The organism is Nocardia sp. NPDC006044 (assembly GCF_042871115.1).
Lineage (GTDB): Bacteria > Actinomycetota > Actinomycetes > Mycobacteriales > Mycobacteriaceae > Nocardia.
Genome location: NZ_JBIAID010000008.1, coordinates 171,423 through 184,070, shown reverse-complemented (window position 1 = coordinate 184,070; position 12,648 = coordinate 171,423). Strand labels below are relative to the sequence as shown.

The window sequence follows — 12,648 nt, the reverse complement described above, 5'->3', positions numbered from 1 at the left end:
TACGCTGAACGCGCGAGTGCCTTAGGTACAGCCGTACCGGAGTCAATCACCCGCTGAGTTTCATGTGCGTCACGTGCGGTACGTTCCTAGTGTCCGTCTTCACACCAGCGCGGTGAATTCGCCAGCGTACCGAAAGTTCCAATGTCCGCAACCGACCACAATCCGTCCGGAGCAAACCGACATATGCCCACCACCGTCACCTCGCCGCAGGTAGCCGTCAACGACATCGGCTCCGCCGAGGATTTCCTCGCCGCCATCGACGCCACGATCAAGTACTTCAATGACGGCGACATCGTCGAAGGAACCATCGTCAAGGTCGACCGCGACGAGGTCCTGCTCGACATCGGTTACAAGACCGAAGGCGTCATCCCTTCCCGCGAACTCTCCATCAAGCACGATGTCGACCCGAACGAGGTCGTTTCCGTGGGCGATGAGGTCGAGGCTCTTGTTCTCACCAAGGAGGACAAGGAAGGCCGCCTGATCCTGTCGAAGAAGCGGGCTCAGTACGAGCGCGCGTGGGGCACGATCGAGGAGCTCAAGGAGAAGGACGAGGCCGTCAAGGGCACCGTCATCGAGGTCGTCAAGGGCGGCCTGATCCTCGACATCGGTCTCCGCGGCTTCCTGCCCGCCTCGCTCGTCGAGATGCGTCGCGTCCGCGACCTCCAGCCGTACGTCGGCAAGGAGATCGAGGCCAAGATCATCGAGCTGGACAAGAACCGCAACAACGTGGTCCTGTCCCGCCGTGCGTGGCTCGAGCAGACCCAGTCCGAGGTCCGCAGCGAGTTCCTGCACCAGCTGCAGAAGGGCCAGGTCCGCAAGGGTGTGGTCTCCTCGATCGTCAACTTCGGTGCCTTCGTGGACCTGGGTGGCGTCGACGGCCTGGTGCACGTCTCCGAGCTGTCCTGGAAGCACATCGACCACCCGTCCGAGGTTGTCGAGGTCGGCACCGAGGTCACCGTCGAGGTGCTCGACGTCGATCTGGATCGCGAGCGGGTTTCGCTGTCGCTCAAGGCGACTCAGGAAGACCCGTGGCGTCAGTTCGCCCGGACTCACGCGATCGGCCAGATCGTGCCCGGCAAGGTCACCAAGCTGGTTCCGTTCGGTGCGTTCGTGCGCGTCGAAGAGGGCATCGAGGGCCTCGTCCACATCTCCGAGCTGGCCGAGCGCCACGTGGAGGTCCCGGACCAGGTTGTCGCCGTCGGCGACGACGCGATGGTCAAGGTCATCGACATCGACCTGGAGCGTCGCCGGATCTCGCTGTCGCTGAAGCAGGCGAACGAGGACTACCACGCCGAGTTCGACCCGTCGAAGTACGGCATGGCCGACAGCTACGACGACCAGGGGAACTACATCTTCCCCGAGGGCTTCGATCCCGACACCAACGAGTGGCTCGAAGGCTTCGACAAGCAGCGTGAAGAGTGGGAAGGCCGGTACGCCGAGGCCGAGCGTCGCCACAAGATGCACACCGCTCAGATGGAGAAGATGGCGGCCGACGCCGCGGCCGAGGCCGCGAACGGTGGCGGCTCGTCGAACTACTCCTCCGAGAGCGGTTCGCAGGCTTCGTCGTCCTCCTCCTCCAGCTCGTCCGAGTCGGCCGGCGGTTCGCTGGCCAGCGACGCGCAGCTGGCGGCTCTGCGGGAGAAGCTCTCCGGCAACGCCTGATAGCACGTGTGACGAAGGCCCCGGTTCCCTGGACCGGGGCCTTCGCCCGTTTCGGAGTCGAGTTGGCGTTTCCCGGAGTGGGCTCCCGGTATTCTGAACGATGATGTCCGATGCCGCTGTTGAGCTTCCGTCCACGTCCTGGGAGCGCAGGAAGATCGAGGCGATGAGCCGGATCCAGCGGGTCGCGCTGGATCTCTTCGACGCGCACGGGTACCGGAACGTGACGATCGAGCGGGTCGCCGCCGAGGCCGCGGTATCGCCGAGCTCCGTCTACCGCTACTTCGGCACCAAGGAGATGCTCGTCCTCTACGACGAGGCGGACCCGAAGATCCTGGACGCCGTCCGCACCGCGGGCGGGAGCACCGCCGTCGAACCCGCGGACCTGATCGCGGTCGCCCGCATGCTCCTGCCGCTGCTGACCGAGTCGCTGCTGACCGAGGAGTCGGAGCGCCGGATCCGGCAGCGGCTGCAATACACCGCGGCGATCCCGGAGATCAAGGTCGGCCAGACCAAGCAGATGCGCGAGCTCGAGGACCAGTTCCGGACGCTGTTCGCCGAACGAACCGGCTTCGACGCCAACGAGTTACGCGTGCGGATGGCCGCGGCCACCGCCGTCTGGGGTTGCGTGGCGGCGCTGGACCATTGGGCCGGAAAGGGTTTCGCCGGGCGGCTGAAGGACGTCTATACCGAGGCGATCGGATCGATCATCGATCAGATCGAGATGATGTTCCGGTAGGTGCCCGGTCGGTCCGGAGCTTCGGTAGCCACCAGTTCCAGCGGCCGAACAGTCGCATGAAGGCCGGCACCAGCACCAGGCGCACCAGCACCGCGTCGATCGCGATGGCGACGGCCAAGGCGAAGCCGATCTGCTTCAGCTCCAGCACATTCGCGGTCACGAAGCTGGCGAAGACGGCCACCATGATCGCGGCCGCCGCGGTGATCGGCCGGGCCGTGCGTTGCAGACCGTCGGCGACCGCCGCCGCGTTGTCGTGGTGCGTATCCCAGTGCTCCTTCATCCGGCGGATGAGGAACACCTCGTAGTCCATCGACAGACCGAACAGCACCGCGAAAACCAGCATGGGCAGGTAGATCTGGAGGAACCCGCTGCTGTGGAAGCCGAGCGCGGACTCGCCGATGCCGTGCTGGAAGACCGCGACCGTAATGCCGAGGGCCGCACCGGTGGCCAGCAGGTTCAGCAGAATTGCCTTGAGCGCCAGCACGATACTGCGGAACGCGACGACCAGGAAGGCGAGCGAGACCGCGAGCACGAGGGCGATCACCCACGGGAATCGGCCGGTAATCCGTTGGGACACATCGACGAACAGCGCGGTCGTGCCGCCGATCTTCACCTCCGCGTCGCCGAGAGATGCTGCGCGGAAACGGAGATCGGTGACCAGGTCGGTGGCGGCGGTCGAGCCGAACGCCGCGCGGGGGACCACCGCGGCGAACATCCGGCCGTCCGCGTACTGCGGGAGCACGGTGGCTATCCGGTCGTCGTGGGCGAGTTCGCCGATGAACCGATCGGCCTCCGCGCGTGCGTCGCTGGTCAACGGCGACGCGTCGGCGCCGGTCGCGACCACCTCGATCGGTGCGAGCAGGCCAGGGATGAAGTTCTGGTCGACCAGGGCAATCGCCTGCCCTGAGGGACGGTCGGCGAGCGCGTCGGTTCCGACGTCGACGCCGTAGCGAAGGCCGGTGAGCGGGGACGCCGCGGCCAGCAGGAGTGCGACGCCGACCGCGCCGAACAGCACGGGTCGCGCCATCACGATGCGCGCCCACCGCGCCCAGGCGCTGGACGCCGCTGCCGATCGAACCTCCGCCGGCCGCAGCCGTTCGGGCAGCGCACCGCGATTCACCGCCGGGCCCAGCGTCGCGAGCAACGCGGGCAGCAGGGTGAACGCGCCGGTCATCGTCGCGATCACCGCGGTGACCACGCCGACGGCGATCCCGTTCAACATCGGCAGGCCGACCACGGCCAGCGAGCACAGCGAGATCATCACGATGAGCCCCGACGCGAGCACCGTGCGTCCGGTGGTGTCCATCGCCGCGCCGACGGATTCCTCGATCGCGTTGCGGTCCTGGCGGTTTCGCACACCGCGGCGAGTCAGTTCCTCGTTGAACCGGCTGACGATGAACATCGCGTAGTCGATCGCGGTGCCGGTGGCGATCATCGTCGCCACCGAAAGCACCAGGGAGTCGAAGGCGAGGAAGGTCGTCAGTCCGAAGAGCACGCCGATGGCGACCGCGATCCCCGCCGCGGTCACCGTGATCGGCAGCAGCGCGGCTGTCAGCGCACCGAGCGCCAGCACCAGCAGCACCGTCGCGACCGGAATGCCGAGAGTTTCGGCGCGCTGGAGATCGCGCGTCTCGATCTGCATCAGCTCGTCCTGAATCGGCGCATACCCGGTGAGCATGACCTGCACCTCGGCCCCCGGCCCGGTCTCCACCGTGGATCGCAAACCTTGCACGATCCGTACCCGCTCTGCGATGTCCCCGTCGACGCCGACAATGCCGAAAGCCGTACGCCGATCAGCGGATATCTGCGCGGCATTCCCGTCGAACGGCCCGATCGCCCTCGCGACCCCCGACGTCTGCCGGGCGATACCGACAACCCGATCGATCGCGGCGTGGAATTCCGGCCCATCGACGGTGCCCGCGTCCGAGTGAAAAACGATCAGATCCTGCTCGATCCCGAACCGCGAAAAATGCTCCGCGACAACCCGATCCACCGCCACCGAATCCGACCCCGGCACAGAGTAATCGGGCGTCCCGAGCCGCGAGTGCAGCGCCGGATAAGCCGCCCCGCATACCACCACCAGCAACAACCACACCCCGAGCACGATCTTGCGACGTCTCGCCATCGCCACACCCCACCGCCCGGCCACCCCCCACCGCCCCGTCGACCGTTCCTCCCGCTCGAGGATCGTCGCCATCGCCCCTCCATAATTCACTACCTGACAGTCACTATCAGGTTCCGTGGGCCAGCATACGAACACCGAGGGAAAATTAGCAAGAGACTGTCACTTACGGACCCATCCAGCCCAGCACGACACCAGGACTCCCGACCCCACCGAAGATCACCGCCGACCGCTCCGATGTGCTTCGTCGGCACCAGAGCTGGCCACACGCCTTCTGATCCTTCGCACGCCGGCTTGCCGGGCTGACCACGCGGGCTGATGTCAGAAGGTGTGGGCGGGGTGGGGTTACCTTCCGCGCTGGGCCCTCCGGCGGTGGGGGCGGTGGATTCCGGTGCGGGAGGGTTTGGTGGTTCCGCGCTGGACTACCGGGGTGGTGGTCGGTGGGTCTGCCTGCTCGTTCGGGGCCTTGACCTGGGCGGTGGTGAGGGCGACCACCTGGATTTGTTCCAGGCGAAGGCCTAGGGCGGCGAGGCGGGCGATTACGCCGAGGCGGTGCTCGGGCAGGCCGGGGCGGATCGGGAGTGAGGGTCGGCCTGGTCGGCGTAGTACGTAGGTGCGGTGCTCGGGGTCGAATTCGATCGGGGCGCCGTCGCGGACCGCGCGGTAGGCGTCGAGGTCCAGGTCGATGTGCCGGATCGGGTCGATCATCAGAGCGTCGATCAGCCGTTCGGCATGCGCGAGGCGCATGTCGCGGTCCGGCGGATCCAGGTATTCGACCCGCTCGGCGACCCGCCGCCGGTAGTCGCCGGCGGCGGAGCGCAGCAGGTGCCGATGCCGCTCGATCTCAGCCGCCAGCTCGACCAGCCGGTCGACGTCGATGTGCATCGGGTCACGCGGGTCGGGCATCGAAGCTGGAACGTCAGGCATTGCGCCTCCTCGGTCGAGTTGCCAATTACGTTGGGCAACAACTCGATCGACGTCCGACCTTTATCTATTGTGGCAGAGGGGTACGACAGGTTTCAGTAGCCGACGGTGAACCGCCGCTGGATGAAGCGCGGCTGCTCGACCTCGTCGAGCAGCGCGACGGCCAGATCTTCGGCGGACAGATCGCCCGCCCCACCCATGAGTAACTGGTCCCCGCCGACCCGGAATCGACCCGTGCGCTCACCGGGCTCGATCCGCCCCGAAGACGGACTGAGGTAGGTCCAGTGGCGATCGGACAGCCGATACACGTTCAAGGCCGAGCGCAGTGCGCGCACCACCTCGACATACTCGGCGGGAACCCCGAGATCCTCGGTGAGAGTGCGGATGAACGCCTCACCGGTGTCGACCAGTTGCAGTCCGGGGGAGATCTCCAGGCTGCCCGCGCCACCGACGGCGATCACCCGGGTCCGCGGATGCCGCTCGAGCGCGCTGACCATCGCCTCGGCCCCGGCGACGAAATGGTGTGCGTTGGCGATGGTTTCGGCGATGCCGTGCCCGGCGTTGACCGCGCTGATCACCACATCGAGACCACCGATCGCGTCCGCGATGCTGTCCGCGTCGAGCCAGTCCGCGACCTTCCAGGACGCATCCCCTCGCTCTTCGGGGAACCGCGAGGCATCCCTGCTGAACGCCGTCACCCGATGCCCGCGCCGCGTCGCCTCCACGACGGTACGACCGCCGATGACACCCGTCGCCCCGAAAATCCCGATCTCCACGATCCACTCCCTAAACATTGTTCATTTACTACACGCCGTTCAGTAAGAACACGGGAGATAGTAGTCAAACGCTGTAGAGTGTCAACCGTGGTGGAGGTGGCGCGGAGTCGCAGGGCACGCATGCGTGAGCAGGCGTCCGGAGAGATCAAGGACATTGCGCTGCGATTGCTGGCCGAGGGCGGCCCGGACGCGATCTCGTTGCGCGCCATCGCCCGCGACATGGGCATGACCGCCGGCGCGATCTACGGCTACTACGCCACCCGCGACGACCTGATCAGCACCCTGATCTCCGACGTCTACAACGCCCTGATCGACCAGGTCGAGGCGGCCCGCGACGCGATCCCCGCGGATGACCCGGCCGGCCGCATCGTCGCCTGGGGCGAGGCCGTGCGCGACTGGGCCATCGCCCATCCCGCCGAGTTCCGGCTCGTCTACGGCGACCCGGTACCCGGCTACCAGGCGCCGCCGGGCGGTCCCGCCGTCACCGCCGAACTGCGCGCCTGCACCGGACTGGTCGGCCTGACCGCCGCCGCCTGGCCGCACGCGAAAGAACACCAAACCATCGGCGACACAACATGGTCCGAGTTCGACCCCGGTCTCGTCGAACACATCCGCGGCGACTTTCCCGACCTGCCGCCCGCTGCGCTCGGCCTCGCGCTGCGCATCTGGGGCCGCATGCACGGCTTGATCGCGCTCGAGGTCTACGGCCACCTGGTACCCCAATCCCGTTACCCCGCAAAGCTTTTCCACACCGAGATGCTGGACCTGGTCCGCTCTCTCGGGCTGTAGCCGGTGAGCGATCTCGTCGCCACCGCCGGGAAACTGGCGCCGGTGGCACTGGTATTCGGCGCCGGCGTGGTCTTCGCCCGGCGCAAGATCATCGGCGCGGAGGCGTCGAAGGCGTTCTCCGAGTTCGCCTTTCTGTTCGCGATCCCGTGCTACCTGGTCGGCTCGCTCTATTCGAGCGATCTCGGCCGGCTGTTCGATCCGCGCGCCATCGCCGCGTATCTCGCCACCGCGCTGCTCGGCATGGTGGCCGTCGGGTGGTGGTCGCGCCGGGTGACCGGGGCCGATGCGCGCGGCGTCGCGCTGCGAATCATGGCGGGCGTGCAGGTCAACACGACCTACTTCGCGATTCCGGTGTTCGTGCTGCTCTTCGGCGACGTCTCGCCGATCTTCCCGATCATTCTGCTGCAGGTCTGCGTGCTCACCGTCGTCGTCATCGCGGTGATGGAATTCGGTGCGGGACAAGCCGATCCGGACAAGCCGCCCGGCGGTGCGGTGCTGCGCGGGGTGCTCTCCGCCTTGGCGACCCCGATCGTGGTGGCCTGCTACCTCGGCATCGGCGCGAACGTCGCGAAGGTGCCGGTGCCGCGCTGGCTGCTGGACGCGCTGTCGTTCGCGGGCAACGCCGCCGCGCCCGTGGCGCTGTTCGCCCTCGGCCTGCACCTCGGCGGAACCGGACTGCGGCTGCGCGGCGCCCTGCGCGACGAATACGCGCTGATCGCGTTCAAATGCCTGGCCTTTCCGCTGCTCGCCCTGCTGATCTGCAAGTACCTGTTCGATATCCACGGAACCTGGCTGACGTATCTGGTGCTGATCGCCGCGATGCCCGCGCCGCAGAACCTGTTCATCTTCGCCCAGCGCTACGACACCGATGTCGACCTCGCCGCGTCGGTCGTCGCCAAGACCTCGCTGCTGGCGCTCGTCCTGTTGCCTGTGTGGTTGCTGGTTGCCCGCTAGCCGAGTTCAGAGCCCGAGGTAACCGACCGTCGCCGCGAACATGATCCCGGTGAAGAACGGCCAGAACAGAATCTTCGGCAGCAGGTTGTCCCGCCACGCGATCGCCTTGCCGAAGGCGCCGTGCAGCAGCATCGTCGCGTTGAGCGCGACCAGCAGCGTCATCACATACAGCGTGAAATACCAGTACTCGATGTAAGAGATGCCGGAGGCGCCGATCTCCGAGCGGGCCGCGTTGTCGTTGACCGCGACTACGAGCACGGTGGACACGGAGAAGGTGATGATCGCGAACGCGGTGAAGCCCGAGATCGGTCGCCGATCCGGATCGGTGGTGATCACGAACAGCGACAGGAACATCAGCACGGCGAGCAACAGCACCGGCACGATCCGCCCGAGCAGCGGTCCGAGCAGGCCGCGGCTGACGCCGACATTGAAATACAGCTCGTCGGTATTGGCCAGGCCGGGATGGGACAGCATGCTGTATTCCTGGCGATTCAGGCTCCACACCGTGTAATCGGGTTCCCAGTCGCCGAACACCAGACCGGGGTCCAGGCCGTTGAGCGCCCGCGCGTCCCACGGCGGGAAGGACTCGAACGACGGCACCAGCTGGACCTGATGGATCATGTCGACCGGGCGCATGCGCAGCCAGATGTCCTGGTGATCGAGCGGATAGTCCTCGTAGTTGAACTGCTGGCGGATGACCGTCGAGAACGACCAGACGACCACCCGCCAATCCCCGAGCGGGTACTCGAAGACCTGCTTGGGGCAGTGCGGATCCTCGGCCTCGAGCAGCTGGACGCCGATCTCGATCTCGGCCGGGAAGTCGCGCGGAATGTGCTGCCAGATGTGCCCGGTGGCCTTGACGTTGTGCGCGTTGACGAATTGCAGTGAGGTCAGCAGCACGCCGGTGGACAGCCGGGGGACCGCCTGATCCTTCGGGAGGTGCGGTGCCACCACCGTTTCCGCCTCGGCATAGCTGGAGATCGTCGTGCCGACCTCCGCGACCGGCGCGTGCCTGCTGCCCGCGTGCGTCCAGGAGTGCACGGTGCCCGCGGCGAGCAGCAGGGACACGGCAATGGCGGTCAGCCACAGCAGCAGCTTCCCTCTCGGCACCACACGTGAGACCGCATCCCGGATCGGCACAGCCAGGAGATTAGCTCGAGGTTAGCCGCAAGATCGGTAGCCGCCCGATCGATGGGTATGTCGCGCCCGGCTCGGTGCATGTGTCCGATTTCACTGATAATGCTAATGAAAATCATTACCAGTAGTCTACGATGCTGAGCATGGCTTTATTTCGGATCGGGATGTGTGCTGCCGCAACGGCATTCGTAGTGGGGTTGACGGCGTGCTCGGCGCCGGGGCAGACATCAGGGGATCCCGAGCAGTTCGTCGTGATCGATACCGAGGAGCTGGGCGATTTCAGTCCGCTGCTCGGGCAGGGGAAGAACGGGGAATCGAAGATCTTCGAGAGCCTGTATCGGGTGGAAGAAGGGGTAACCGACCGGATACCGGCGGCCGTGCCGGTGCTCGCGGTGGGGGCGCCCGAGCCGGTGAACGGGGATCTGTCGCGCTGGCGGGTCCATACCCGGACCGGCGTGACCTTTTCCGACGGCAGCGCGTTCGGCCCGGAAGACGTTGTGGCGACCTATAACTCGCTCATCGACCCGGCATTCGCCGCGCCGATCGCCGCGGACTACGACTTCCTTCGCCGCGCCGAGCAGACCGGCCCGGACACCGTCGAGTTCGAATTGACCGGCGCGTACGCCGATTTCGATCATCGGTTGTTCCTGGCGATCGCGCCCGCGGAGGCCTTCGCGCAGCCGGGCCCCGCCGATCGGGCCGAACTCAATCGGCATCCGATCGGGACGGGGCCGTACGTGCTCACCGAATCCCGGCCTGACCAGGTGGTGCTCACCGCGCGCGACGACTACTGGGGTGAGCGGGCGCGGGTGCGCAAGTTCGTCATCCGGCGCAGCGATGACGACAATGCCCGAGCGAGTCAGTTGCGCGACGGCGCCGACGGGACCGTGCTGCCGCCGGAGTTGGCGGACGCCGCGGCCAAGGACGGCTATCGGGTCGTCCCCGCGGTGGCGAACGATTGGCGCGCAATCACTTTGCCGTCCGGGAACCCGGTGGCCGGCGATCCGGCGGTCCGCAAGGCGTTGAACCTCGCGGTGGACCGGCAGGGGATGGTCGAGCACATCCTGGGCGGTCACGGCGCGGCCATGTCCACCCTGATCAACCGGGTGTATGGCGATATCTATGATCCGGCCCAGGATTTCGGCTACGACCGGGCCGAGGCCGCGCGCGTGCTCGACGCGGCGGGCTGGCGGATCGGCGCGGACGGCATCCGGGAGCGCGACGGCCGCCGGGCGAGCTTCGAGATCGCCTACTACCCCACGGAAGTGCTGCGCCGCGATCTGACCATGGCGGTGGTGTCCGATGCGAAGAAGGTGGGCCTCGAGATCACGCCGGTGGCCGTGGACAAGAAGCGGATGACCCCGGAGTACTTGGCGCAGACCGCGTTCCTGCTCGGTGGCGGCGGCCAGCCGTACACGGTGGACAGCCAGCTCTACACCAAACTGCACTCCCGCTACGCCGTGCCGGGCGTCGGCTCCAAGTGGGACAACGCCTCCGACTACGTGAACCCGAAGATCGACCAACTCCTGGATGCCGCACGTGGAGAGGCGAATCCGCAGCGGCGGACCGAGTTGTACCGGCAGGTGCAGGCCGAATACCACCGCGACCCGGCGATGCTCGCGCTGGTCACCACGAACCACGTGTATGTCATGCGGGACAACGGCTGGCGGGTCACCCCGACCGCGCTCGAACCGCACTCGCACGGTGTCGCGTGGGGGCCGTGGTACGGGCTCGCCCGCTGGACCCGGTGATGCGCGGCAGGGCAGGCAGGTTGATCGTTCGCCGGCTCGCCGTCGCGGTTCCGCTGGCCGGGCTGGTGTCGCTGGCGGTGTTCGCGCTCGCCGCGGCCAGCCCGTTCGACCCGCTGGACGGATACCTCGGCGCACACGGCGACGGGTTCACCGAGGCGCAGCGGGCAGCGCTGCGGGACCGACTGGGGTTGCAGCGCAACTGGTTCGACGCCTGGTGGTCGTGGATCGGTGACCTCGTGCACGGTCGGCTGGGTGAATCACGGTCCTATCGGCAGCCGGTCACGCAGGTGCTGGCCGAGCGGCTGCCGTGGAGCCTGCTGCTCGGCGTGCTCGGCGGGGTCGTGGCCCTGGTGCTCGCGGCGATCCTCGGCGCCTGGGCGGGGCTGCGGCGCGGCGGGTTCATCGATCGGACGATCAGCGCGGCCGCGGTTGTGCTGCAAGCGGTTCCGCCGTTCGTGCTGGCGCTCGGCGCGGTCCTGCTGTTCGCCTCGACGCTGCGCTGGTTCCCGGCCGCCGGGTTGACCGATCCGGGCGGTGGCGTCACCGCAGGCTCGACGGCCCGGCACCTGGTGTTGCCCGCGGTGCTGCTCGGGGTGACGCAACTGCCGTGGCTGGTGCTCGGCTTGCGCGAGACGGTGGCCCGCACCCTGGACAGCGACGCGGTCAAGGGCGCGAAGGCACGCGGATTGCCGTGGCGCGTCATCGCTTTCCGGCATGTCCTGCCGGTTGCGGTCGTGCCGTTCCTGGCACTGTGCGGGGCGCGGCTACCGGAACTCGTGGTCGGCGCCACCGTGGTCGAAACCCTCTTCAGCTGGCCGGGATTGGGCTCGGCGACCGTGGAAGCCGCGCGCAGCGTGGACTTTCCGCTGCTGGCCATTCTGACCGTGCTGATCACGGGTCTGGTGCTGCTGGGCAACCTGGCCGCCGACGCGGCCGCGGTGCTCATCGATCCGCGGATCGACGCCGATGGGTAGGGCGCGGCCGGTGCTCGCGCTCGCGGCCGGGGTGCTGCTGATCGCGGTGCTGTATGCCACGGTGGTACCGCTGCTGCGGCCGGTCGACGACGTGCTGGTGGACTTCTCCATCAGCAGACGGCCGCCGAGCCTCGAATTCCCGTTCGGGACCGACAGTGCCGGGCGCGACGTGTTCGTGCGGGTGGCACAGGGCATGCGGATCTCGCTGCTCATCGCGGCGACCACGGCGCTCTGCTCGGCGATCCTCGGCGTGCTGATCGGGGTGAGCGCCGGTGCCTTCGGCGGCTGGTGGGACCGGATCGCGATGCGGCTGGTCGACGCGGTGAACTCGCTGCCGAGCCTGTTGCTCACGCTGCTGATCGTGGCCATGTATCGCGGCTCGGTGCTCGCCATCGTGGTCTCCCTGGTGCTCACGCACTGGACCTCGATCGCCCGGGTGGTGCGCGGCGAGGTGCTCGCGCTGCGGCACGCCGAATTCGTGCAGGCGGCGCAGCTGCGCGGCCTGCCGCGCCGGCGGATCGTCCGGCGGCACTTCGTTCCGGTGGCGATGGGGCAGGCGCTGATCGGGGTGGTGCTGCTGATTCCGCATGCCATCTGGCACGAGTCGACATTGTCCTTCCTCGGGGTCGGGTTGCCGCCGCATCGCGCGTCGCTCGGCACGCTGCTGTCCGACGCGCAGGCCTCGATCCTGCTGGGCGACTGGTGGTTGCTGGTCTTTCCGGCCGGTGTGCTGGTGCTCGTCACCCTCGCGGTGTCGCTGCTCGGCCGGCATTGGCAGCAGCAGGTGCGAGCGCTCCAGGAGGTAGCCGCATGAGTCCGGTAT

Annotated in this window: 11 protein-coding genes; 7 read left to right on the top strand and 4 right to left on the bottom strand. The window is 67.5% G+C overall.

Annotation, left to right across the window (positions count from 1 at the left end):
• The first annotated feature begins 183 nt into the window (after nucleotides 1–183).
• Both rpsA and ACFYO1_RS42755 read left to right on the top strand, forming a co-directional pair.
• Complete coding sequence (rpsA, locus tag ACFYO1_RS42760; protein ID WP_150407580.1) at nucleotides 184–1,662, top strand: 30S ribosomal protein S1; 1,479 nt, start codon at nucleotides 184–186, stop codon at nucleotides 1,660–1,662.
• 103 nt (nucleotides 1,663–1,765) lie between these two features.
• On the top strand, nucleotides 1,766–2,398 hold the full coding sequence (locus tag ACFYO1_RS42755; protein ID WP_387245116.1) for a TetR/AcrR family transcriptional regulator: 633 nt from the start codon (nucleotides 1,766–1,768) through the stop codon (nucleotides 2,396–2,398).
• Here the strand turns inward: ACFYO1_RS42755 and ACFYO1_RS42750 are convergent.
• From ACFYO1_RS42750 to ACFYO1_RS42740, 3 genes are all read right to left on the bottom strand, one after another.
• Nucleotides 2,367–4,595 (bottom strand): MMPL family transporter, encoded by a 2,229-nt coding sequence (locus tag ACFYO1_RS42750; RefSeq protein WP_387245113.1) that lies wholly within the window; start codon nucleotides 4,593–4,595, stop codon nucleotides 2,367–2,369. The genes ACFYO1_RS42755 and ACFYO1_RS42750 overlap by 32 nt on opposite strands.
• A gap of 270 nt (nucleotides 4,596–4,865) precedes the next feature.
• Nucleotides 4,866–5,447, bottom strand: a complete 582-nt coding sequence (locus tag ACFYO1_RS42745) for a hypothetical protein (RefSeq protein ID WP_387245110.1) — start codon at nucleotides 5,445–5,447, stop codon at nucleotides 4,866–4,868.
• Between the two features lie 92 nt (nucleotides 5,448–5,539).
• Nucleotides 5,540–6,220 (bottom strand): NAD(P)-dependent oxidoreductase, encoded by a 681-nt coding sequence (locus ACFYO1_RS42740; RefSeq protein ID WP_387245107.1) that lies wholly within the window; start codon nucleotides 6,218–6,220, stop codon nucleotides 5,540–5,542.
• Nucleotides 6,221–6,340: 120 nt separating this feature from the next.
• Between ACFYO1_RS42740 and ACFYO1_RS42735 the strand changes: the two genes are divergently transcribed.
• Nucleotides 6,341–7,009 carry a TetR/AcrR family transcriptional regulator gene (locus ACFYO1_RS42735; RefSeq protein ID WP_387245104.1) on the top strand — a complete coding sequence of 223 codons (669 nt, stop codon included), beginning with the start codon at nucleotides 6,341–6,343 and terminating at the stop codon, nucleotides 7,007–7,009.
• A 3-nt stretch (nucleotides 7,010–7,012) separates the two neighbouring features.
• Nucleotides 7,013–7,963, top strand: coding sequence for an AEC family transporter (locus ACFYO1_RS42730; RefSeq protein WP_387245101.1), 951 nt, complete (start codon nucleotides 7,013–7,015; stop codon nucleotides 7,961–7,963).
• A gap of 6 nt (nucleotides 7,964–7,969) precedes the next feature.
• On the opposite strand, the gene ACFYO1_RS42725 is transcribed toward ACFYO1_RS42730, so the two are convergent.
• Nucleotides 7,970–9,103 carry a hypothetical protein gene (locus tag ACFYO1_RS42725; RefSeq protein ID WP_387245098.1) on the bottom strand — a complete coding sequence of 378 codons (1,134 nt, stop codon included), beginning with the start codon at nucleotides 9,101–9,103 and terminating at the stop codon, nucleotides 7,970–7,972.
• Nucleotides 9,104–9,243: 140 nt separating this feature from the next.
• Between ACFYO1_RS42725 and ACFYO1_RS42720 the strand changes: the two genes are divergently transcribed.
• From ACFYO1_RS42720 to ACFYO1_RS42710, 3 genes are read left to right on the top strand one after another with little or no spacing between them, the layout of a single operon-like run.
• On the top strand, nucleotides 9,244–10,851 hold the full coding sequence (locus ACFYO1_RS42720; protein WP_387245095.1) for an ABC transporter substrate-binding protein: 1,608 nt from the start codon (nucleotides 9,244–9,246) through the stop codon (nucleotides 10,849–10,851).
• Complete coding sequence (locus tag ACFYO1_RS42715) at nucleotides 10,812–11,825, top strand: ABC transporter permease (protein ID WP_387245092.1); 1,014 nt, start codon at nucleotides 10,812–10,814, stop codon at nucleotides 11,823–11,825. The genes ACFYO1_RS42720 and ACFYO1_RS42715 overlap by 40 nt, the downstream gene beginning before the upstream one ends.
• Nucleotides 11,818–12,639: an ABC transporter permease gene (locus tag ACFYO1_RS42710; protein WP_387245089.1), complete on the top strand. Its 822-nt coding sequence runs from the start codon at nucleotides 11,818–11,820 to the stop codon at nucleotides 12,637–12,639. The genes ACFYO1_RS42715 and ACFYO1_RS42710 overlap by 8 nt, the downstream gene beginning before the upstream one ends.
• The last annotated feature ends 9 nt before the right edge of the window (nucleotides 12,640–12,648 follow it).